This is a genomic window from Nocardia brasiliensis NBRC 14402 (assembly GCF_000308475.2).
Taxonomy (GTDB): Bacteria; Actinomycetota; Actinomycetes; order Mycobacteriales; family Mycobacteriaceae; genus Nocardia; species Nocardia brasiliensis.
In genome coordinates this window covers 180,884-201,135 of sequence record NZ_BAFT02000016.1, presented here as the reverse complement: position 1 = coordinate 201,135, position 20,252 = coordinate 180,884, and the positions used below count along the sequence as shown (strand labels likewise).

The window sequence follows — 20,252 nt, the reverse complement described above, 5'->3', positions numbered from 1 at the left end:
CCGGCCGACGGTATGGGCCGCGGCGGGCGGGCGTTCGTTTCCGACTACACTCGGGGTACCCCACAGCCGGCACCGGCATCGGCTGCCGACGCCCGGTTTGGTGGATCGGTGCCCGTCCCGCTACCCTTGCAGGGTTGCCTCGCGTGGCCGTCGCCGGTTTGCGCTGGCCGACATCAGTCGGCAGGGGTACGTCGATACATTGTTTCCGGACATGCTGCCCGCGGGCGGCGGTCCCCACCATGACATGAAGGAGTTCGCGACTATGGCTGCCGTCTGCGACGTCTGCGCCAAGGGCCCCGGCTTCGGGAAGTCGGTCTCGCACTCGCACCGGCGCACCAACCGTCGCTGGAACCCGAACATCCAGACCGTTCGCGCCCAGGTTGCGCCGGGTAACACCCGTCGCATGAACGTGTGCACCTCCTGCCTGAAGGCGGGCAAGGTCGTCCGCGGCTGATACGCCACGGCTGATCGGTACGAGACCGACGCACGCCCCGGCACCCTCACGGGTGGCCGGGGCGTAGTCATCTGCGGGTCCGTTCGGCGACCATGGTGCACATGACCGAGTCGACGTGGCGCATCCTGCCGCTCGCCGCCGAGCACACCTATCGCCTCGCCGAATGCCATATCGCCTGCTGGCGCGAGGCCTACGCGGACCTGGTGCCCGCACACGTGCTCGCCGCGTTCGATGTGCGCCGCCGGGCCGCCCAGTGGGAACGCGACCGCCTCCGCTACCCGGGACGCACGCACGTCGCGGTGCTCGGCGACGCGGTGATCGGTTTCGCGAGCGCGGGCGAGTCCACCGATGAATCACCGGTCACAGCACTGGAGTTGAGCGCGCTGTATGTCCGCGCCGCCTGGTACGGCACCGGCGTCGCCGACGATCTGCTGCGCACGGTGCTCGACCCGCGAAAGCCCTGCTCGCTGTGGGTGTTCGAGGACAATCCGCGGGCCCGCGCCTTCTACGGCAGACACGGCTTCCGCCCGGACGGCGCGCGCAAGATCGAACCGTTCACCGCGGTGCTGGAGCTGCGCATGGTGCGCCCACCGGACGAAACCGACCTCGGCGCAACGCCGTCCGGCCCCGCGGTGGCCACACGTTAAAGTGCAGACCATGACCTCCACCGCGCAGACCGGGTACGTGAGCACCGTCGACGGCGTCCTGCAGATCACCATCGCCACCGCCGCCAACGGCACGTCCATGGACTTCGCTGGCATCGTCGCCGGCACGGCCGCGCTGCGCTCGCTCGGCGCGGACGTCGGGGCCGTGCTGCTGACGAGCAGCGGGGCGAACTTCTGCGCGGGCGGCAACGTGCGCGGCTTCGCGGCCGCCGACGATCGCGCCGCGCACATCTACGGTCTGGCCACCGACCTGCACCATTTCGTCCGCGCGCTGGACGCGACCGCGGTGCCGGTGGTCGCGGGCGTGCACGGCTGGGCGGCGGGCGCGGGCATGAGCCTGGTCTGCGCCGCGGATATCGCGCTCGGCGGACCCGGCACCAAACTGCGCCCCGCCTACCCGGGTATCGGGCTCAGCCCCGACGGCGGCATGTCCTGGACGCTGCCGCGCATCGTCGGACTGGGCCGGGCTCGCGAAATCCTGCTCACCGACGCCGTGCTGGACGCCGACGAGGCGGTGCGGCTGGGCCTCCTCAGCAGGCTGGTCGCCGACGAGGACGTGCAGAGCGCGGCGCTCGACCTGGCTCGCACGCTCGCCGCCGGACCGCGTTCGACCCATGCCAGCATCAAAACGCTGCTGGCCCAGTCGACTTCGTCGACCCTCAGCGACCAGCTCGACCGGGAGCGCGAGGCGATCGCCGCCGCGGCGGACGGCCCGACCGGGCGCGAGGGTGTGGACGCGTTCGTGGCGAAGCGCAAGCCGGAGTACCGGTAGTCACGGTTCGTTGCGCAGCACGAACTTGGCGACCGCGTCGGTGAACGAATCGTTGTTGTCGCCCGCCGCGGTATGCGCGGCGCCGCCGATCTCGACCAGCTCCGCGTGCGGCACCAGTTCCTGGAAGGCCGCGGCTCCCTCGGCGCTCACCACGTCGGATTGCAAGCCGCGCACCAGCAGCACGGGCATGGTCAGCCGGCGGGCCGCCGCCTCCATCTGATCGACCATCTCCGAGGCGTCCTCGATCCGGCCGGAGAGCATGTCCGGATCCCAGTGCCAGTACCAGCGACCGTCGCGCCGGCGCAGATTGCGTTGCAGGCCGTCGGTGTTCTCCGGACGCGGACGATGCGGCAGATATTCGGCAACGGCATCGGCGACCTGCTCGAGCGAATCGAAGCCGTCCCGATGCCGGCCGAGGAAGTCGATCACCCGCGCCACCCCGGCCTGTTCCGGCCTGGTCACGATGTCGACGAGCACCAGCGCCTTGATCGGTGCGCCGGGGACCGCGGTGGCGAGCAGCCCGGTGATCCCGCCCATACTGGCCCCCACCACCACGGCGGGCGCACCGAGCTGCTCCAACACCAGCAAAAGATCCCGAACCATGGTGTCGCGGCGGTAATCACCGTCCGCGGACCATTCACTGTCACCGTGCCCGCGCGCGTCCAGGGTGACCACCCGCATACCGGAGGCCGCCAGCTTCACGCCGGTCTGCTTCCACGAGTGCCTGGTCTGCCCGCCGCCGTGCAGGAACACCACGAGCGGGCCGGCGATCGGGCCGAATTGGTCGGCAACTAGCTCGAGACCGCCCGAACCACGCAGCCGCAGCGGCGCGGGCTCGAGCAGATTGTTCGCATTACTCACTAACCGAGGATCGCATAGAACTGGTTACAGTTCACCCGCGAGCCTCCAGGACGGGTTTCCGCTCAGCAATTCCACTTGCCGGACGCGCTGAAGGTGTTCTGCAGCAGGCAGGTGACCTTGGCGTTGACCGACGACGAGATGGTGGAGGAGCCGTTGGAGGTGAATTCCTCACCGATCGGCGCCGTACCGGCCGGGGCCGAGGTGGTGTCCGTGGCCTGCTCCAGCGGCAGACCCTCGGCACTCGCGGTGGCGGCGCCACCGGCGAGAGCGGCGCAGAGGGCCAGGGTGGCGGTGGTGCCGCGCAGTGCGCCACGAACGGTGGTGTTGGGCATGGGTAGAGCTCCTCACTCGATTCGAACTCGGTAGATCACACACAGACGCCTGCTCACGGCAGGCGCCAGTCAACAGGTTCGGCACCCAGCTCGTCGAGCAGTTCGTTCACTCGGGAGAACGGGCGGGAACCGAAGAAACCGCGCGACGCCGACAGCGGCGACGGATGCGCGGACTCGATATAGGGCACCTCGGCCTCGACCAGGGTCGGCTTCAGCGTCGACGCGTCCCGACCCCAGAGGATCGCGACCAGCGGCTCGTCCCGCGCGACCAGCGCGCGAATCGCCTGTTCCGTCACCGCTTCCCAGCCCTTGCCGCGATGCGAGGCGGGCTGGCCCGGTGTCACCGTCAACACCCTGTTCAGCATCAGCACGCCCTGGTCCGACCACGGGCTCAGGTCGCCGCAGGACGGGGTCGGGTGGCCGAGATCCTTGGTGTATTCGGCGAAGATATTGGACAGGCTGCGCGGCACCGGCGAAACATCCGGAGCGACAGAGAAACTCAAGCCCATCGCGTGCCCGGGGGTCGGATACGGGTCCTGGCCCACCACCAGTACACGGACCGCGTCGAACGGGCGCTGGAACGCGCGCAGCACATTCTCACCGGCCGGTAGATAGCCGCGGCCCGCCGCGTTCTCGGCGCGCAGGAACTCGCCCATGGCCGAAATTCGATCCGCCACCGACTCAAGTGCCTTCGCCCATCCCGGATCCATGATTTCCGACAGTGGTTTCGCGCCCATGACCGCACAACTTAGCGTGGTTCGCCGGGCGACGCCGAGTCCGCCCCACCGAACGATTCCCAACCGGCGCTGCCGGCGCGCGGCACACCGTCGACTGTGACGCCGTGACCGGCGCACACACGCCCGATCGGCACCCAGCCCGCGGGCAGCGACCGACCGGCGGGCCAGGTGCCGGCGAAGGCGTGGTCCTCGCCGCCGGTCAGAATCCATTGCGCCGCATCGGCATCCAGTGCGGCGGCGATCTGCTCGAGTGCCGGGTCGCGCAGCGCCGCCGAATCCAGATCGATGGCGACGCCCGAGGACTCGGCGATATGTCCGAGATCGGCGAGCAGGCCGTCGGAGACGTCGGTGAGTGAATTCGGGCCCGGTGTTGCCGGATTCGCAGCGTTGTCGTGCGGGTGCGGCGCAGGGTCGTTCATGGGCAGGACGTCCAGTACCGCGGCGTAGGGGGGTTGCGGGACTCGATGCGCGGCAAGCACTTCGGCGAACTCGGCGGAGTCCACGCCGGCGGTCAGCGCCGCGAGACCGGCCGCGGACCAGCCGAGCCGGCCCGCCACGGCGACCGTGTCGCCCACGCGTGCACCGGATCTCGGCACCGGTGCCCGGCCGTTCAGGTCACCGAACGCGGTCACCGAGATGACGATCTCGCGGCTGCGCACCAGATCGCCGCCCGCGATCGAGGCGCCGGCGCGGGCCGCTTCCGCCCACATCCCGTCGGCCAAGCCGTCGACCACTTCGAGCGGGGTGTCGGACGGCAAACCGAGCGCGACCACGAACGCGCTGGGTGCGGCACCCATCGCGACCACGTCGGCGGCGTTCTGCGCGATCGCCTTGCGGCCGATGTCCGCGGGGCTGGACCAATCGAGCCGGAAGTGCCGGTCCTGCACGAGCATGTCGGTGGTCACCACGAATCGGCCGTCCGGCGCGGCGACCAGCGCGGCGTCGTCGCCCGGCCCGAGCAGCACGCCGGGTGCCTGCACCCGACGCCGGTTGATCCGCTCGATCAGCGCGAACTCCCCCAGTTCGCGCACCGTCCGCGGCGTAGCGCTCTCGCTGATGACCGGGTCCTTCCGACACGCTGCTGGCTGGAAACGACCCGAAGGTACCCTTTCCAGGGCAATCGAGTACTACCGGGCCGGTCACGGCACCCGCGGCAGCGATCGCGGCCCCCGCCCGGTCATCCAGCGCAGGAAGGGTCGGTGAGCATGGCGGCGGAATCGTCGGACCACGATTCGTCGAAGGGCGAGGACGCCGAAGTGGGCGGTACGTCCGCGCGTGGTGCCGCGGCCGACCTCGCAGAATCCGAGGCCTCTGCGAGCACCGATGCGGTCGCGCGGCAGTATCCGCCCGCGTTGATCGCCACGGCTGTCGCGCTGCCGGTGGTGCTCATTGTCGGGTTGTTGGTGGCCGCGGTGCTCGCCCGGCGCGCGCCGGTCGAACGCGAACCGCTGGTGCTCGGTCCGGTTCCCGCACCCGCCGCGGACGGTCAGGCGTGCGTGACGTTGCTGCCCGCCTTGCCGACCACCGTCGGCGACTTCACCAAATCCACTCTCGTGGAACCCTCCCCGCCCGGCACCCGCGCCTGGCAGCGGCCCGACGGCGGCGACGCCATCGTGCTGCGCTGCGGCCTGGATCGCCCGCTCGAATTCAACCGCGCCTCGCCCTTGCAACTGGTGAACAACGTCCAGTGGTTCGAGGCCCGTGATCCGGCCGCCAAGGCCAGCACCTGGTTCGCCGTCGACCGCGAGACCTATATCGCGCTCACCGTCCCCGACGGCTCCGGACCCACACCGCTGCAAAGCGTCTCCGACGCGATCACCGCCAACCTCCCGGCCAAGGCGCTCGACCCGGGACCGCTGCCCAACTGATCGCGGCGGCGTCGGTCCCTGGCGTACTCGACGAGACGCAGAATCGGCTAACCGAGCTTGCGCAAGGCGTGTAGGCAGATCTGCTCGCACAGTTCGGCGAAGTCGATTCCTGCGGCCGCCGCGGATTGCGGCAGCAGGCTGGTCGCCGTCATGCCCGGCAGGGTGTTCGCCTCGAGACACCAGATGTCACCGGCGGCGTCGACCCGGAAATCGACGCGACTGTAGGCACCGAGCTTGAGCGCCCGGTGTGCGCGCACCGCCTGGGTGCGCATCTCGTCCGCCAGCGCGGCGGGAAGCTCGGCCGGGAAGATCTCGACCGCACCGCCGACCTGATATTTGCTGCGGTAGTCGAAGATCTCGCTGCCCTGCGGAATGATCTCGCCGACCGCGAGCGGTTCGTCGCCGAGCACGCCGACCACGAATTCGCGCCCTGGCACGAACCTTTCGACCAGCACCTCGTCGTCGTGCGCGCGGGCCACCCGCACCGCCTCGGCGTAGTGCGCGGGATCTTTGACGACCGTCAGGCCGACCGTGGAGCCCTGCTTGTTCGGTTTGACGATCACCGGCCAGCCGAGCCGGTCGTCGAACTCGTCCGCCGTCGCCATCTCCCAGTCCGGTGTCGGCACCCCGGCGAGCCGGAACAGCCGCTTGGACACGTCTTTGTCCATCGCCATCGCACTGGCCAGCACGCCGCTGCCGGTGTAAGGCACGCCCGCCAGATCGAGCAGACCCTGGATGGTGCCGTTCTCGCCCGTACCGCCGTGCAACGCCAGGAAGACGACGTCGACGTCGCGCAATCCGCCCTGCTCGCACAGCAATTGCATGGTCAGGTCCGGCACCGCACCGCTGATCTGCGGCGGCTCCGCCGGGACCGTCGCCGCCATGAGCCGATCCTCGCCGTCGGCGTCGAGGCGGCCCGCCGTGGTGTCGTAGGCCGAGACCTCGTGCCCACGCGTGCGCAACGCGCGAAACACCTGCCCCGCTGTGGCAATCGAGACATCCCGCTCGGCATTCGTCCCGCCGAACAGCACCGCAACCTGCATCTGACCCGCCTTCATCCGCGCTCGATGCCGCCGGTATCGACCGCGACTAGCGAAGTCCGGTGCCGCGTGTGACGGCGGTTTCGATCAGGGTGGAGATCAAGGTCCGGTAGTCGATGCCGGTGGCATCCCACATTTTCGGGTACATCGAGATGGGGGTGAAACCGGGCATGGTGTTGATCTCGTTGATCACCGGGCCGTCCGCGGTGATGAAGAAGTCCACCCGGGCCAGGCCCTGACAGTCCAGCGCCCGGAACGCCTTGACCGCGAGTTCCCGTACGTTGTCGGCGATTTCGTCGTCCAGCTTCGCCGGGATGTCGAATTCGCAGACGTCGTCGAGGTATTTGGTCTCGAAGTCGTAGAACTCGGGGAGCGCCGCGGCGTCGTCCTCCGGCATCCGGATCTCGGCCAGCATGCTCGCCTGCACCCGTCCGTCCGGGAACTCCAGCACGCCGCATTCCACTTCGCGGCCGATGATGCCCGCCTCGACAATGACTTTCGGGTCGTGCTCCCGCGCCACGGCGATGGCGGCGTCGAGTTCGGCCCAGCTGGTGACCTTGGTGATGCCGATCGAGGAGCCGCCGCGCGCGGGCTTGACGAACACCGGCAGCCCGAGCCGATCCCGCTCCGCCGCATCGAGTGTCGCGGTGCCCGGCCGCAACACCACCTGCTTGCCGACCGGCAGCCCTTCGGCCGCAAGGAGTTTCTTGGTGAACTCCTTGTCCATCCCCGCCGCGCTGGCCAGCACGCCCGGCCCGACATAGGGCACTCCGACGAGTTCCAGCAGACCTTGCAGGGTTCCGTCCTCGCCGAACGGCCCGTGCAGGATGGGGAATACGACATCGACCGCGCCGAACGTCGCGTGGGGATCGTCCAGGGCGACCAGCGCGCCGGAGCCGCCCCGGCCCGCGGCCAACGTCAGCGCGGTGCCGGTGCCGTCGACCGCGGGCAGCGCACGATCGTGGAAACCGAGCGCGGCGACCTCCGAATCGGCCAGCACCCAGGTGCCTTCGGTGCTGATCCCGATCGGCACCACATCGTATTTTTCCGGATCCAGATTGCGCAGCACGCTACCGGCCGACACACACGACACAGCGTGCTCATTGCTCCGCCCGCCGAAAACCACAGCCACCCGGATCCGGTTCGTCATGCCCCGAACCGTACCCGCCACCGCTACTCCGGCTTGATTCGGCGGCCGAGGAGGTTGCCTACGGCGGCGAGGACGGGGACGTTTTCGTGGCAGACCTGGTGGACGGCGGTGGTGAGGGGCATGTCGACGGTGTGCTTTTCGGCGAGGGCGCGGATGGAGGTGCAGGATTTGACGCCCTCGGCGACCTGGCCGTGGGTCGCCTCCTGGGCCGATTCCATGGAACCGCCCGCGCCGAGCGCGTGCCCGAAGGAACGGTTGCGCGACAGCGGTGAGGTGCAGGTCGCCACGAGGTCGCCGACACCGGCCAAGCCGGCCAGGGTCGCCGGTTCGGCACCGAGGGCGACGCCGAGCCGGATGATCTCGGCGAGACCGCGGGTGATGATGCTCGCGACGGTGTTGTCGCCCAGGCCCATGCCGGAGGCGATACCGCAGGCGAGCGCGATCACGTTCTTACAGGCGCCGCCGATCTCGCAGCCGATCACGTCGGTGTTGGTGTACGGGCGGAAATAACCGGTGGCGCAGGCCTGTTGCACCGCGACAGCACGTTCGGCATCGGTGCACGCGATCACCGTTGCCGCGGGCTGGCAGGTGGCGATCTCGCGCGCCAGGTTCGGACCGGACAGCACCCCGATCCGGCTCGGGTGGGCGCCACTGACGTCGGCGATCACCTGGCTCATCCGGAGCAGGGTGCCGGTCTCGATGCCCTTGGCCAGGCTGAGCAGGGTCGAGTCCGGGCCGATCAGGTCCTTCCAGTGCGCGAGATTCGCGCGCAGGGACTGCGACGGCACGGCGAGGACGACGAGGTCCGCGCCGTCGAGCGCGACCGCCGGGTCGTGCGTGGCCGCGATCGGCGGCAACTGAATATCGGAAAGATAGGACGGATTGCGATGATCGGTGCGCAGTACCTCGGCGACCTCGGGTCGTCGAGCCCAGATGGTGACATCGGTGCCCGCGTCCGCCAAAACCTTCGCGAACGCGGTACCCCATGATCCCGCGCCCAGTACTGCCGCCCTCGTCATCTGCCCAATATGCCATGGAAGGATTGGTCGCATGCGCCCGCACGCCGTGCATGCCGTGATCGCGGTCAAGAGCCTCGATCAGGCCAAGAGTCGACTGGCCGACCGGCTGCGCCCGGAACACCGGGCCCGGTTGGTCCTGGCCATGCTCGCCGACACCGTGACCGCTGCCGCGACCGTCGAGGAGATCGCCTCGGTCACCGTCGTCACGCCCGATCCGGCGGTGGCCGATCTGGCGCGCACGCTCGGTGCCGCCGTCCATCCCGAGCCGCGTCCCCTCGGCCCGGACAGTTTGAACGCCGCACTCGCCGATGCCGCCGCCGCACTGCGCCACCGGCACGGCGCGGTCGATCTGCTCGCCGTGCAAGCGGACCTGCCCGCGCTGCGGCCGGAGGAACTCGCCGATATGTTGGCGACCGCGCCGCGCGGCGTCCGCTCGATCGTGGTCGATCACGCGGGCACCGGAACGGCCGCGCTACTTGTCCGCGACCCCGTCGTCCCGCTCGACCCGAGGTTCGGGCCGGGTTCGGCGGGCAAGCACGTCGCGGCGGGCGCGGTGGACCTCCCCGGCGATTGGCCGGGGTTACGGCTGGATGTGGATACGGCCGACGATCTGGACCTGGCGATCGAGCTCGGCGCGGGCGGGTCGACCCGCGCTGTGCTGCACGACATCGGCTGGCAGGGCCGCGTTCACCAGCCCGTTCGCCGAGTGTGCTAGAAGGTCGCCACACCAGCGGCCGATGGTGACGGCAATCGCAGTGTCGGCCTGCACATCGCACCCCGAGTAGGGGATGATCGTTGGCGTGAGTGAGCTAACTATGGACCGGTGCGCATCGCGCATGTCGGCGCCGAGCGCCAGCGAGGTACGGGCATGAGCGATACCGAGACCGTCAAGCAACAGTTGCTGCCCACCCCGCCGCCCGCGGCCTCACCGGTGCCGACGGACGCCACCGTCGAGCAGTTGCCACGCGATCGCTATCTCAATCGAGAGTTGAGTTGGCTCGACTTCAATGCGCGCGTGCTCGCCCTGGCCGAAGACGCTTCGCTGCCACTGCTCGAACGGGCCAAGTTCCTCGCGATCTTCGCGTCGAATCTCGACGAGTTCTACATGGTGCGGGTCGCGGGCCTGAAACGGCGCGCCGAGACCGGTTTACTGGTCCGCTCCGCCGACGGCCGCTCCCCCGGCGAACAGCTCGAGTTGATCACCATGCGCACCCAGGAGATCGCCGAGCGGCACGCGCGGGTCTTCCTCGACGAGGTGCTGCCCGCGCTGACCGACGAGGGCATCGCGATCATCGACTGGAAAGATCTCAACGACGATGAGCGCCAACGTCTCTCGGGACACTTCCAGGATCAGGTGTTTCCGGTGCTCACGCCGCTGGCCGTCGATCCGGCGCACCCGTTCCCCTACATCAGCGGCTTGAGTCTCAATCTCGCCGTGACGGTGAAGGATTCGTCGACCGGCGGCGAGCACTTCGCCCGCGTCAAGGTGCCCGACAACGTCGACCGGTTCGTCCGGGTGCGGCGCACCGACTCGAATTCCCCCATCGCGGCGTTCCTTCCGATGGAGGAGCTGATCGCGGCGCACCTCGATCTGTTGTTCCCCGGCATGGAAGTTGTTGAGCAGCACTCGTTCCGGATCACCCGCAACGCCGACTTCGAGGTCGACGAGGATCGCGACGAAGACCTGTTGCAGGCGCTGGAGCGTGAACTCGCCCGGCGGCGGTTCGGATCGCCGGTGCGCCTGGAGGTCTCGGACGACATGACCGAGCACATGCTCGAATTGTTGTTGCGGGAACTGGATGTCGATCCCGGCGACGTCATCCAGGTGCCCGGCCTGCTCGACCTGTCCTGCCTGTGGCAGGTGTACGGCGTGGACCGGCCCAACCTCAAGGACACCCCGTACGTGCCCGCGACGCCCGCCGCGTTCGGCGAGCGGGAGACGCCGCGTAACGTGTTCGCGGCGCTGCGCGAGGGCGATGTGCTGGTGCACCATCCCTACGATTCGTTCTCCACCAGCGTGCAGCGGTTCATCGAACAGGCGGCCGCCGACCCGCAGGTGCTCGCGATCAAGCAGACGCTCTACCGCACCTCCGGTGACTCCCCGATCGTCAACGCGCTCATCGACGCCGCGGAGGCGGGCAAGCAGGTCGTCGCGCTGGTCGAGATCAAGGCGCGCTTCGACGAGCAGGCCAACATCAAATGGGCGCGCGCGCTGGAGCAGGCGGGCGTCCACGTGGTCTACGGTCTGATCGGCCTCAAGACGCACTGCAAGACGTGTCTGGTGGTGCGCCGCGAGGGCGCGACCATCCGCCGCTACTGCCATATCGGCACCGGCAACTACAACCCGAAGACCGCACGACTCTACGAGGATGTCGGATTGCTCACGGCCGCACCGGAAATCGGCGCCGACCTGACCGACCTGTTCAATTCGCTGACGGGTTACTCACGAAAAGAGAACTACCGCAACCTGCTCGTCGCGCCGCACGGCGTGCGCGCCGGGATCATCGAACGGATCCAGCGCGAGACCGAGTTGGCCAGGGCGGGCAAGGATGCCCGAATCCGGCTGAAGGCCAACGCCATCGTCGACGAGGAGATCATCGACGCGCTCTATCGGGCCTCGCTGGCCGGCGTGCCGGTGCAGATCGTGGTGCGCGGGATCTGTGGTCTGCGGCCCGGGGTGCCGGGCATGAGCGAGAACATCGAGGTGCGCTCGATCCTCGGCCGTTTCCTCGAACACTCCCGCGTCATGCACTTCCAGGCCCAGGATCAGTACTGGATCGGCAGCGCCGACATGATGCACCGCAACCTCGACCGGCGCGTGGAAGTGATGGCGCAGGTGAAGGATCCGCGGCTGACCGAACAACTCGGCCAGGTTTTCGACTCCGCCTTGCATCCCAACACCCGCTGCTGGGTACTCCGGTCGGATGGTAATTGGCTCGCTTGGCCGGAGCACGCCGGAGATGACGACGTGAAAGTACGTGACCACCAGGAGTTCCTCATGCGGCTGCGGAGGCCCGATCAGCAGTGAGCGGTCGCACCGGGTACGAGATGGAAGGGGGTCCCTTCTGGGACCCCCGGGTAACCGCCAACATTCACGCCGCGGGCGCGGTGGTGTGGCGCAGGACGCCGAACGGCACGATCGAGATCGCCGTCGTGCATCGACCCAAGTATCAGGATTGGTCGCTGCCCAAGGGCAAGCTCGACCCCGGCGAGACGCCGGTGCTCGCCGGGCTGCGTGAGGTGCGCGAGGAGACCGGGCTGGACTGCAAGCTCGGTCGCTACCTCGGCCACGTCACCTACCCGATTCCGGGGCACCGCAAGCTGAAGCGGGTCGACTACTGGGCCGCGACGGTGGCCGGTGGTGAGTTCACCGCCAATAGCGAAGTGGACGTGCTGGATTGGCATCCGCTGGATCGGGTGATGGATGAGCTGTCCTACCCGATGGACCGGCAGGTGGTGCGCGCGTTCACCCGGCTGCCACCCGACACCAGCACCCTGCTGCTGGTGCGGCACGCGAAAGCTGGTCGGCGCGACCGCTTCTCCGGTCCGGACCCGCTGCGACCGCTGGATCGGGAGGGGCAGTCCCAATCCCGGGTGCTGGTGCCGAATCTGCTGGCGTTCGGGGCATCTGAGATTCATTCGGCCGAGCCGGTGCGCTGCGTGCAGACGGTGACACCGTTGGCGGAGAAGCTCGGCACCGAGATCGTGCTCGAGCCCCTGCTGTCCGAAACCGGTTATGCCGCAGCGCAGGACGAGGCGCGCGAGCGACTCGTCTCGCTGGTCTCGAATACCGAGGTTCGCGTTGTGTGCAGTCAGGGCAAGGTGATTCCGGATCTGCTGCAGTGGTGGGCCGACCGGGACGGTGTCGTCCTGCCCTCCGCGCGCAACCGCAAGGGCAGCGTCTGGGTGCTGTCGTGCCACCGCGGCAAGCTGGTCGCGGCCGACCACATGGACCGCACCTTGTCCGCCGACGTCGTCCGGGCCTGAGCGCACCGTCCCCAAAGCCGGACCCCGACAGGGAAAACCGGCCCTTTCCGCCCGCATCGGGCCGGAAAGGGCCGCTACGGCTGCGTCTGGCAGCCGAACCAGCCGACCACCGGGCCCGGGCCTCGACACCCGCCTACGGTGCGCGGGAGCCAAACTCAGCCCACACGGCCCGAAAGACCGGTCAGGACAGCCGAAACGGCCCCGGAGGCGAGCCTCCGGGGCCGTTTTCGCGGTCTTACCGCTTGTTCCTAGCGGCTGCGACGAGCCGGCGCCTTCTTGGCGGCCGACTTCTTCGCGGGCGCCTTCTTGGCGACGGTCTTCTTTGCCGCAGTGGTCTTCTTGGCGGCGGTGACCTTCTTGGCGGGGGCCTTCTTGGCCGCAGCCTTCTTCACCGTGGCCTTGGCCGGAGCCTTCTTGGCTGCGGTCTTGGTCGCAGTCGCCTTGCGAGCGGCGGTCTTTGCGGGTGCCTTCTTGGCAGCCTTCTTCGCCGTCGTCTTGGCGGGGCCCTTGGTCGGGGTCGCCTTCTTGGCGGCAGTCTTCTTGGCTGCCGTCTTCTTGGCGGCCGCTTTCTTCGCTGCCACCGGGGCATTCGCGCCGCGCTTGACGGCCGGGCCGCTCGCGGTCAGCTTCTGCTTGCCGGCGATCACGGCCTTGAACTGAGCGCCCGGACGGAACGCAGGCACCGAAGTGGGCTTCACCTTGACCGTTTCGCCGGTACGCGGGTTGCGGGCGACCCGAGCCGCACGCTTACGCTGTTCGAACACACCGAAACCGGTGATTGTGACGCTCTGACCCTTGTGCACCGCGCGCACGATGGTGTCGACCACATGCTCGACTGCCGCGGTGGCCGTGCGCCTGTCCGTACCCAACTTTTCGGTCAGAACGTCGATCAGTTCCGCCTTGTTCATTGAATCCTCCGCAGACTAATGGCCCGTCGTCGGACCGACTAGGTACCACGGTAAACCCACAATGGGCAAGAGTCTATGTGCCACGCCAAAATTCATGTGGTTTAGCACACGTCCAGCTATCGGCCCCCTGCCCATCCAGCTAACCGAGCGGGGTGTTTAGGACTGCGAAATACGTGCTGGGAGGGTAGTGGGTTTCCATGCTGGCCTTGCGTTTTCGAACTCGGCGATGGTCTCGCTGCGGCGCAGAGTGAGCCCGATGTCGTCCAATCCTTCGAGCAGACGCCACCGTGTGTAGTCATCAATATCGAACGGCAACACGGCGGTTCCAGCGGTCACCGTGCGCGCCTCGAGGTCCACAACCAATTCGAGCCCGGGCTGTTCCTCGAGCAACTTCCAGAGCATTTCGACATCGTTCTGTGACATCTGAGCGGCCAGTAGACCGCCCTTACCGGCATTGCCGCGGAAGATGTCGGCGAACCGGGAGGAGATCACCACCCGAAAGCCGTAGTCCGACAGCGCCCAAACAGCGTGCTCACGTGAGGATCCGGTGCCGAAATCCGGGCCGGCCACCAGCACACTTCCCCGCTTGTACGGCTCGGTGTTCAGAATGAAGTCCGGATCCGTTCGCCATGCGGCGAACAGTCCGTCCTCGAATCCGGTGCGGGTCACCCGCTTCAGGTACACGGCCGGGATGATCTGATCGGTATCGACATTGGAACGGCGGAACGGCACGCCGATCCCCTGATGCACGGTGAAGGCTTCCATTGATTCTCCTGAGTCGGTAGAGGTATCGCGCCCGGTCAGTCCAGATCCGCAGGCGAGGACAGGGTTCCGCGGACCGCCGTCGCGGCCGCTACGAGCGGGGAAACCAGGTGTGTGCGGCCGCCTTTGCCCTGGCGACCCTCGAAGTTCCGGTTCGACGTGGAGGCGCAGCGCTGCCCCGGCGCGAGCTGATCCGGATTCATTCCCAAGCACATTGAGCACCCCGCCTGCCGCCATTCGGCGCCCGCCGCGGCGAAAATGTCGCCCAGTCCTTCTAATTCAGCCTGTGCGCGAACCCGCATCGAGCCCGGTACAACCAACATTCGCACTCCGTCGGCGACCCGGCGTCCCTTTAAAATCCCGGCCACCGCACGCAAATCCTCGATGCGCCCGTTGGTGCACGAACCGACGAATACGGTGTCGATCGCCACATCACGCAACGGGGTTCCCGGCGCCAAATCCATGTATCGCAGCGCTTTCTCCGCGGACTCGCGCGCCGTCTCGTCGGCTATCTGGGCGGGATCGGGCACCGATTCGCCGAGCGGCGCGCCCTGTCCCGGGTTCGTGCCCCAGGTGACGAAGGGGGTCAGCGCGTTCGCGTCGATGTGCACCTCGGCATCGAAAACCGCGCCCTCGTCGGTCTTCAGCGCCTCCCAGGCGGCCACTGCTGCCGTCCAGTCGTCCCCCTGCGGGGCGTGCGGGCGCCCTTCGAGGAATTCATAGGTTGTTTCGTCAGGGGCGATCATGCCCGCCCTGGCGCCCGCCTCGATGGACATGTTGCAGATGGTCATTCGCGCCTCCATGGACATCGCGCGAATCGCCTCGCCGCGATACTCCAGCACGTAACCCTGGCCGCCGCCGGTGCCGATCTTCGCGATGACGGCGAGAATCAGGTCCTTACTCGTCACACCGGGCGCGAGGGTGCCGTCGACGGTGATCGCCATCGTCTTGAACGGACGCAGCGAGAGTGTCTGGGTGGCAAGCACATGCTCCACCTCGGAGGTGCCGATGCCCATCGCCAGCGCGCCGAACGCACCGTGCGTCGAGGTGTGGCTGTCGCCGCAGACCACCGTCATCCCGGGCTGCGTCAGCCCCAATTGCGGGCCGACGACGTGCACGATGCCCTGATCCAGATCGCCCATCGGATGCAGCCGCACACCGAATTCCGCGCAGTTGCGGCGCAACGTGTCCACCTGGGTGCGCGAAACGGGGTCGGCGATCGGCTTGTCGATATCGACCGTCGGGACATTGTGATCCTCGGTCGCGATGGTGAGATCGGGACGCCGCACCGGCCGGCCCGCCGCCCGTAGCCCGTCGAAGGCCTGCGGACTGGTCACCTCGTGCACGAGATGCAGGTCGATGTAGATCAGGTCGGGCTCACGCCCGACGCCCTCGCCCTCGCCGCGGGCGACGACATGCTGCTCCCACACCTTTTCGGCCATGGTGCGCGGCTGTGCCATTCTCGATCACCTTTCGACAAGCATCCGGTCCGCGATCGGGGCTGTGAACGCGGCGACGGCTGCACAAGTTTTTTCGGATAGGCGAGATCGGATGTCGCGTGGCGAGCAGCCGCGCCGGGGAGCATCCGCCGCAGTGGATTTCCCAGCATCCGAGACGCTAGTATCGTTCTATGAGACAGCATAGCGGCATCGGCGTCCTCGACAAAGCAGTGGCGGTGTTGTACGCCGTCGCCGAGCATCCCTGCGGTCTCAACGAGCTGTGCGCCCGCACCGGACTCCCCCGTGCCACCGCACATCGGCTCGCCGTCGGACTCGAGGTGCATCGCCTGCTCGCCCGCGACAACAGCGGCATGTGGCGGCCGGGGCCCGCGCTCGCCGAACTCGCCGCGGGAGCCACCGATCCGCTCCTGGAGGCCGCTTCGGCCGTGCTGCCCCGATTGCGCGAGATCACCGGCGAAAGCGTCCAGCTGTACCGCCTGGACGGCAATGCGCGCGTCTGCATCGCGGCGATGGAACCGCCGGTCGGCCTGCGCGACACCGTGCCCGTCGGCGCGCGCCTGCCGCTGACCGCCGGTTCGGCCGCGAAAGTCCTGCTCGCCTGGGCCGATCCCGAGTTGCAGCGCACCATCCTGGCCGATGCCGTCTTCGGCGAACGCGCCGTCACCGAGGTCCGCAAGCGCGGTTGGGCACAGAGCGCCGCCGAACGCGCGTCCGGCGTGGCCAGCGTCTCCGCGCCCGTCCGCGACGCCGGCGGCACCGTGATCGCCGCCGTCTCCGTCTCCGGCCCGATCGACCGGATGGGCCGCAGGCCGGGCGCCCGCTGGGCCGCCGACCTGGTCGCCGCCGCCGAGGCCCTGCACAAGCGCCTATAACACGTTCTAGAAATCTGCCTCTAGAGTTGGCCCATGGGAGTCAATCAACGGGCACAGATCGTCATGTCCGAGACCGAGATCACCGAGTTCCTGCAGCGCAGCCGCATCGCGACGCTCGCCACCCTCGGCCCGGACGGCAGGCCGCACCTGACCGCCATGTGGTACGCGCTGCTCGACGGCGAGATCTGGTTCGAGACCAAGACCAAATCACAGAAGGCGGTCAATCTGCGCCGCGACCCGCGCATCACCTGCATGGTCGAGGCCGGCCAGACCTACGATCAGCTGCGCGGCGTCGCCGTAGAGGGCCGGGCCGAGATCATCGACGACCCCGACCGGTTGTTCGCCGTCGGCGTCAGCGTCTGGGAGCGCTACACCGCCCCCTACAGCGAGGACGTGCGTCCCATGGTCGAGGCCATGCTGCACAAACGCTCCGCCATCCGCGTCGTCCCCGAGCGCGTCCGCAGCTGGGACCACCGCAAGCTCGGCCTCCCCCAGATCCCCTTCGGCGGCACCACCGCCCACCCCTTGGACTGACCCTTCCCACCTCTCGAGACACCATCCACCCGCCCGGCTCCGCCCACCACCGGAGACGCGCACCGATATCCACCTGACATCCCCTCCCCAGACGACTACCGTCGAACCGTTCGACACCGATCGGCCGGGCACCGCCGCCCCCAGTGCTGCGGCGCACGGCCGCGACGACGAGGAGCAGGCGATGGCGGAATCGGATAGTTCCCAGGGCTCAGGCAGTTCCGAGGGCGCGAACGCCGACGAGGTGAAACGAAAGTTCAAAGAGGCGCTGGACCGCAAAAACAAGAACCACGCCCGAACCGCCGACCACCTCGACGGCCGCTCCAAGGCATCAGCCGCCCACGGCAACGCCAGCCACAAACGCGAATTCCGCCGCAAGAGCGGATAAGCACCAGGCCCTCCGCCCCGCGGAGGGCCTAACTTTTTCGCCCCAGCATCGACCCCGCCGGACGCGAAGCGACGGCACAACGGCAGCGAAGCACCCCGCAGCGGACGCCCAGCCTCCCGGACCCGAAGCGACACCAGAACGGGCAGCGAAGCCCCTCGCACCAGACCTGTAGAACAACACCACACCCCTGCGAACAACGGCAGAGCAGGCAGCGAAGCGCCCCCGCAACGACCCCGACAACGTCCCCACACCGCTGCCAACAACGGCAGCCCGAGCAGCAAAGCACCCCCGCAACGACCCCGACAACGTCCCCACACCGCTGCCAACAACGGCAGCCCGAGCAGCAAAGCGCCCCTCGCAACAGACCCCGACAACGTCACCAATCTGCTGCAAACAACGGCAGCGCGGGCAGCAAAGCGCCCCCGCCAGGGGGTCCGGGGGCGCCAGCCCGCCGGGTGGGGCGTGGGGGCTTCGCCCCCACAAAATACGCGGAAACCAGAAAAGGCCCACGCTCTGTGTGAGCGTGAGCCTTCGATCTGGTTGTAGCCCCGACGGGATTCGAACCCGCGCTACCGCCTTGAGAGGGCGGCGTCCTAGGCCGCTAGACGACGGGGCCTTGGACTGCTTCTCGTTGGTACGAGAAGCACCTTTGTGATCTTGCGATCTGGAGGCTCGGTTAGCTTAGCTTCCCGAGGCCTGGCGACCAAATCGCCAGGTGCTGTTCGATTTTCGGTCGCGTACCGTTGTCGACAGCTGCTCTCTCCGCTGGGGTACCAGGACTCGAACCTAGAATGGCTGAACCAGAATCAGCTGTGTTGCCAATTACACCATACCCCAATGACCTGGTAATTCGGCCTCGCAGTCTGGCTGACTGGGAGGCCGTGTTCCGGCCGAGAAGAAGAGTACCAAACGGCTACCCGTTTACTACAAATCGGCTGGTAGAGGCCATGTTTTCGGCTGTTTTGGGGACGTCAGGCCGTCGCGGACCACTCTTGTGCGGAGCGGAGGCGTTCGAGGCTGACGTCGCGGCCGAGCAGTTCGAGGGACTCGTAGAGCGGCGGGCTGATGTGTGAGCCGGTGACGGCGACGCGGACCGGTGCGAATGCTTTGCGTGGTTTGAGCCCCAGGTCGTCGATCAGGGCGGTTTTCAACGCTGCTTCGATTGCCAGGGTGGTCCACTCGGCCAGTGGCTCCAGCGCAGTAATAGCGGCTTGCAATACCGGGGTGGCTTCGGTGCCGAGATTCTTGGTCCCGGCTGCCGGGTCGATCGCAAATTGTTCGGCGGGCGCCAACAGAAAACGCAACAGTTCCCAAGCGTCGGACAACACAACGATGCGGGTCTGTACGAGTTCGGCCGCGGCGGCGAACAGCTTCTCATCGATTTCGGCGCCGATATGCGAGTGATCGGTCAGATACTCCCGCAGCCGATGGGTGAAATCTCCGGTCTCCAGCAATCGGATGTGCTCGGCGTTGAGCGCGTCCGCCTTCTTCTGATCGAAGCGGGCCGGATTCGAATTCACTTTCGATATGTCGAAGGCGGCAACCATCTCCGTCATGGTGAACACATCGTGGTCGTCGGCGATGCTCCAACCGAGTAATGCCAGGTAATTCAGCAAACCTTCGGGGATGAAGCCGCGGTCGCGGTGCACGAAGAGATTCGACTCCGGGTCGCGCTTGGACAACTTCTTGTTGCCCTGACCCATCACGAACGGCAGGTGGCCGAACTCCGGGGTGAAGTCGGCCACGCCGATGCGGCGCAGCGCGGCGTAGAGCGCGATCTGGCGCGGGGTCGAGGAGAGCAGGTCTTCGCCGCGCAGCACATGGGTGATCTTCATCAGCGCGTCGTCGACCGGGTTGACCAGCGTGTACAGCGGTTCGCCGGTGCCGCGGGTGAGCGCGAAGTCCGGTACGACACCGGCTTTGAACGTGGTTTCGCCGCGCACCAGGTCGTGCCAGGTGATGTCCTCGTCCGGCATCCGGAGCCGAATCACCGCGGGGCGCCCGGCATCTCGGTAGGCCTCGAGCTGCTGCGCGGTGAGATCGCGGTCGTAGTTGTCGTACCCGAGTTTCGGGTCGCGTCCGGCGGCGCGGTGGCGGGCTTCGACTTCCTCAGGCGTGGAGAAGGATTCGTAGGCTTCGCCGGCGGCCAGCAACCGCTGGACCACGTCGAGATGCTGGTCCTTGCGCAGAGATTGGCGGTACGGCTCGTACGGGCCGCCCACCTCCGGACCCTCGTCCCAGGTGAGGCCGAGCCAGCGCAACGCGTCCAGCAGTGCGCGATACGATTCCTCGGAATCCCGTGCCGCATCGGTGTCTTCGATCCGGAACACGAACTTTCCACCGTGGTGCCTGGCGTAGGCCCAGTTGAACAGCGCCGTCCGGATCAGGCCGACGTGCGGCGTGCCGGTCGGTGACGGGCAGAAACGGACCCGTACTTCAGTCATGG

The 20,252-nt window shown here is 67.8% G+C and carries 21 protein-coding genes and 2 tRNA genes; 10 read left to right on the top strand and 13 right to left on the bottom strand.

The genetic code is table 11. The annotated features are described in order from the left end of the window. Positions 1 to 262 precede the first annotated feature (262 nt). The 3 genes from rpmB (at position 263) to TY25_RS03840 (ending at position 1,891) form a co-directional block, all read left to right on the top strand. A complete protein-coding gene (rpmB, locus tag TY25_RS03850) occupies positions 263 to 454 on the top strand; it encodes a 50S ribosomal protein L28 (protein ID WP_011210730.1) in 192 nt (63 codons plus the stop codon). 101 nt (positions 455 to 555) lie between these two features. Further along, positions 556 to 1,101: a GNAT family N-acetyltransferase gene (locus TY25_RS03845; RefSeq protein WP_042254229.1), complete on the top strand. Its 546-nt coding sequence runs from the start codon at positions 556 to 558 to the stop codon at positions 1,099 to 1,101. Positions 1,102 to 1,111: 10 nt separating this feature from the next. Next, the gene (locus TY25_RS03840) at positions 1,112 to 1,891 is read left to right on the top strand and encodes an enoyl-CoA hydratase/isomerase family protein (RefSeq protein WP_042254228.1); all 780 of its coding nucleotides are present in this window, start codon (positions 1,112 to 1,114) and stop codon (positions 1,889 to 1,891) included. Here the strand turns inward: TY25_RS03840 and TY25_RS03835 are convergent, their stop codons facing one another. The 4 genes from TY25_RS03835 to TY25_RS03820 all read right to left on the bottom strand — a co-directional run bounded on the left by TY25_RS03835 (position 1,892) and on the right by TY25_RS03820 (position 4,852). Then, positions 1,892 to 2,752: an alpha/beta fold hydrolase gene (locus TY25_RS03835; RefSeq protein WP_042254111.1), complete on the bottom strand. Its 861-nt coding sequence runs from the start codon at positions 2,750 to 2,752 to the stop codon at positions 1,892 to 1,894. Positions 2,753 to 2,814: 62 nt separating this feature from the next. Further along, positions 2,815 to 3,084: a hypothetical protein gene (locus TY25_RS03830; protein WP_042254109.1), complete on the bottom strand. Its 270-nt coding sequence runs from the start codon at positions 3,082 to 3,084 to the stop codon at positions 2,815 to 2,817. Between the two features lie 53 nt (positions 3,085 to 3,137). Then, positions 3,138 to 3,821, bottom strand: a complete 684-nt coding sequence (locus TY25_RS03825) for a uracil-DNA glycosylase (RefSeq protein WP_014987125.1) — start codon at positions 3,819 to 3,821, stop codon at positions 3,138 to 3,140. Positions 3,822 to 3,832: 11 nt separating this feature from the next. Then, positions 3,833 to 4,852: a thiamine-phosphate kinase gene (locus TY25_RS03820; RefSeq protein ID WP_081868647.1), complete on the bottom strand. Its 1,020-nt coding sequence runs from the start codon at positions 4,850 to 4,852 to the stop codon at positions 3,833 to 3,835. 174 nt (positions 4,853 to 5,026) lie between these two features. Between TY25_RS03820 and TY25_RS03815 the strand changes: the two genes are divergently transcribed. Beyond that, positions 5,027 to 5,689: a DUF3515 domain-containing protein gene (locus TY25_RS03815; protein WP_081868646.1), complete on the top strand. Its 663-nt coding sequence runs from the start codon at positions 5,027 to 5,029 to the stop codon at positions 5,687 to 5,689. Between the two features lie 47 nt (positions 5,690 to 5,736). On the opposite strand, the gene TY25_RS03810 is transcribed toward TY25_RS03815, so the two are convergent. Genes TY25_RS03810 through TY25_RS03800 form a run of 3 tightly spaced genes read right to left on the bottom strand, consistent with a single transcriptional unit; the run spans position 5,737 to position 8,898 of the window. Beyond that, positions 5,737 to 6,732, bottom strand: a complete 996-nt coding sequence (locus TY25_RS03810; protein WP_088607314.1) for a D-alanine--D-alanine ligase family protein — start codon at positions 6,730 to 6,732, stop codon at positions 5,737 to 5,739. Between the two features lie 46 nt (positions 6,733 to 6,778). Next, the gene (locus TY25_RS03805) at positions 6,779 to 7,879 is read right to left on the bottom strand and encodes a D-alanine--D-alanine ligase family protein (protein WP_042254102.1); all 1,101 of its coding nucleotides are present in this window, start codon (positions 7,877 to 7,879) and stop codon (positions 6,779 to 6,781) included. Between the two features lie 23 nt (positions 7,880 to 7,902). Next, positions 7,903 to 8,898, bottom strand: coding sequence for an NAD(P)H-dependent glycerol-3-phosphate dehydrogenase (locus TY25_RS03800; protein WP_042254100.1), 996 nt, complete (start codon positions 8,896 to 8,898; stop codon positions 7,903 to 7,905). Positions 8,899 to 8,929: 31 nt separating this feature from the next. Between TY25_RS03800 and cofC the strand changes: the two genes are divergently transcribed. From cofC to TY25_RS03785, 3 genes are all read left to right on the top strand, one after another. Next, positions 8,930 to 9,613 carry a 2-phospho-L-lactate guanylyltransferase gene (cofC, locus tag TY25_RS03795; RefSeq protein WP_042254098.1) on the top strand — a complete coding sequence of 228 codons (684 nt, stop codon included), beginning with the start codon at positions 8,930 to 8,932 and terminating at the stop codon, positions 9,611 to 9,613. Positions 9,614 to 9,766: 153 nt separating this feature from the next. Next, positions 9,767 to 11,926 carry an RNA degradosome polyphosphate kinase gene (locus TY25_RS03790; protein WP_042254226.1) on the top strand — a complete coding sequence of 720 codons (2,160 nt, stop codon included), beginning with the start codon at positions 9,767 to 9,769 and terminating at the stop codon, positions 11,924 to 11,926. 20 nt (positions 11,927 to 11,946) lie between these two features. Continuing rightward, on the top strand, positions 11,947 to 12,885 hold the full coding sequence (locus tag TY25_RS03785) for an NUDIX hydrolase (protein WP_042254225.1): 939 nt from the start codon (positions 11,947 to 11,949) through the stop codon (positions 12,883 to 12,885). Positions 12,886 to 13,133: 248 nt separating this feature from the next. Here TY25_RS03785 and TY25_RS03780 read toward each other — a convergent pair whose 3' ends face one another. From TY25_RS03780 to leuC, 3 genes are all read right to left on the bottom strand, one after another. Next, a complete protein-coding gene (locus tag TY25_RS03780; RefSeq protein ID WP_014987139.1) occupies positions 13,134 to 13,793 on the bottom strand; it encodes an HU family DNA-binding protein in 660 nt (219 codons plus the stop codon). Positions 13,794 to 13,949: 156 nt separating this feature from the next. Next, on the bottom strand, positions 13,950 to 14,558 hold the full coding sequence (gene leuD / locus TY25_RS03775; RefSeq protein ID WP_014987140.1) for a 3-isopropylmalate dehydratase small subunit: 609 nt from the start codon (positions 14,556 to 14,558) through the stop codon (positions 13,950 to 13,952). A 35-nt stretch (positions 14,559 to 14,593) separates the two neighbouring features. Further along, entirely contained in the window at positions 14,594 to 16,015 is a 1,422-nt protein-coding gene (gene leuC, locus TY25_RS03770; protein ID WP_029897173.1) for a 3-isopropylmalate dehydratase large subunit, read from the bottom strand. A 170-nt stretch (positions 16,016 to 16,185) separates the two neighbouring features. On the opposite strand from leuC, the gene TY25_RS03765 reads away from it, so the two are divergent. From TY25_RS03765 to TY25_RS03755, 3 genes are all read left to right on the top strand, one after another. Beyond that, on the top strand, positions 16,186 to 16,887 hold the full coding sequence (locus TY25_RS03765) for an IclR family transcriptional regulator (RefSeq protein ID WP_042254096.1): 702 nt from the start codon (positions 16,186 to 16,188) through the stop codon (positions 16,885 to 16,887). Between the two features lie 33 nt (positions 16,888 to 16,920). Next, a complete protein-coding gene (locus TY25_RS03760) occupies positions 16,921 to 17,421 on the top strand; it encodes a pyridoxamine 5'-phosphate oxidase family protein (protein WP_042254095.1) in 501 nt (166 codons plus the stop codon). A 181-nt stretch (positions 17,422 to 17,602) separates the two neighbouring features. Further along, entirely contained in the window at positions 17,603 to 17,806 is a 204-nt protein-coding gene (locus tag TY25_RS03755; protein WP_042254092.1) for a DUF5302 domain-containing protein, read from the top strand. 543 nt (positions 17,807 to 18,349) lie between these two features. Here the strand turns inward: TY25_RS03755 and TY25_RS03750 are convergent. From TY25_RS03750 to gltX, 3 genes are all read right to left on the bottom strand, one after another. Further along, positions 18,350 to 18,422: transfer RNA gene (locus TY25_RS03750), tRNA-Glu, on the bottom strand. A gap of 149 nt (positions 18,423 to 18,571) precedes the next feature. Further along, positions 18,572 to 18,643: transfer RNA gene (locus TY25_RS03745), tRNA-Gln, on the bottom strand. A gap of 134 nt (positions 18,644 to 18,777) precedes the next feature. Next, positions 18,778 to 20,250: a glutamate--tRNA ligase gene (gene gltX, locus TY25_RS03740; protein WP_042254091.1), complete on the bottom strand. Its 1,473-nt coding sequence runs from the start codon at positions 20,248 to 20,250 to the stop codon at positions 18,778 to 18,780. Positions 20,251 to 20,252: the final 2 nt, after the last annotated feature.

What these genes read in the sequence shown, in the direction of transcription:
- rpmB (WP_011210730.1), top strand. Translation starts at nt 263, where the DNA reads ATGGCTGCCGTCTGCGACGTCTGCGCCAAGGGCCCCGGCTTCGGGAAG.
- TY25_RS03845 (WP_042254229.1), top strand. Translation starts at nt 556, where the DNA reads ATGACCGAGTCGACGTGGCGCATCCTGCCGCTCGCCGCCGAGCACACC.
- TY25_RS03840 (WP_042254228.1), top strand. Translation starts at nt 1,112, where the DNA reads ATGACCTCCACCGCGCAGACCGGGTACGTGAGCACCGTCGACGGCGTC.
- TY25_RS03830 (WP_042254109.1), bottom strand. Translation starts at nt 3,084, where the DNA reads ATGCCCAACACCACCGTTCGTGGCGCACTGCGCGGCACCACCGCCACC.
- TY25_RS03825 (WP_014987125.1), bottom strand. Translation starts at nt 3,821, where the DNA reads ATGGGCGCGAAACCACTGTCGGAAATCATGGATCCGGGATGGGCGAAG.
- TY25_RS03815 (WP_081868646.1), top strand. Translation starts at nt 5,027, where the DNA reads ATGGCGGCGGAATCGTCGGACCACGATTCGTCGAAGGGCGAGGACGCC.
- TY25_RS03810 (WP_088607314.1), bottom strand. Translation starts at nt 6,732, where the DNA reads ATGCAGGTTGCGGTGCTGTTCGGCGGGACGAATGCCGAGCGGGATGTC.
- TY25_RS03805 (WP_042254102.1), bottom strand. Translation starts at nt 7,879, where the DNA reads ATGACGAACCGGATCCGGGTGGCTGTGGTTTTCGGCGGGCGGAGCAAT.
- TY25_RS03800 (WP_042254100.1), bottom strand. Translation starts at nt 8,898, where the DNA reads ATGACGAGGGCGGCAGTACTGGGCGCGGGATCATGGGGTACCGCGTTC.
- cofC (WP_042254098.1), top strand. Translation starts at nt 8,930, where the DNA reads ATGCGCCCGCACGCCGTGCATGCCGTGATCGCGGTCAAGAGCCTCGAT.
- TY25_RS03790 (WP_042254226.1), top strand. Translation starts at nt 9,767, where the DNA reads ATGAGCGATACCGAGACCGTCAAGCAACAGTTGCTGCCCACCCCGCCG.
- TY25_RS03785 (WP_042254225.1), top strand. Translation starts at nt 11,947, where the DNA reads ATGGAAGGGGGTCCCTTCTGGGACCCCCGGGTAACCGCCAACATTCAC.
- TY25_RS03780 (WP_014987139.1), bottom strand. Translation starts at nt 13,793, where the DNA reads ATGAACAAGGCGGAACTGATCGACGTTCTGACCGAAAAGTTGGGTACG.
- leuD (WP_014987140.1), bottom strand. Translation starts at nt 14,558, where the DNA reads ATGGAAGCCTTCACCGTGCATCAGGGGATCGGCGTGCCGTTCCGCCGT.
- leuC (WP_029897173.1), bottom strand. Translation starts at nt 16,015, where the DNA reads ATGGCACAGCCGCGCACCATGGCCGAAAAGGTGTGGGAGCAGCATGTC.
- TY25_RS03765 (WP_042254096.1), top strand. Translation starts at nt 16,186, where the DNA reads ATGAGACAGCATAGCGGCATCGGCGTCCTCGACAAAGCAGTGGCGGTG.
- TY25_RS03760 (WP_042254095.1), top strand. Translation starts at nt 16,921, where the DNA reads ATGGGAGTCAATCAACGGGCACAGATCGTCATGTCCGAGACCGAGATC.
- TY25_RS03755 (WP_042254092.1), top strand. Translation starts at nt 17,603, where the DNA reads ATGGCGGAATCGGATAGTTCCCAGGGCTCAGGCAGTTCCGAGGGCGCG.
- gltX (WP_042254091.1), bottom strand. Translation starts at nt 20,250, where the DNA reads ATGACTGAAGTACGGGTCCGTTTCTGCCCGTCACCGACCGGCACGCCG.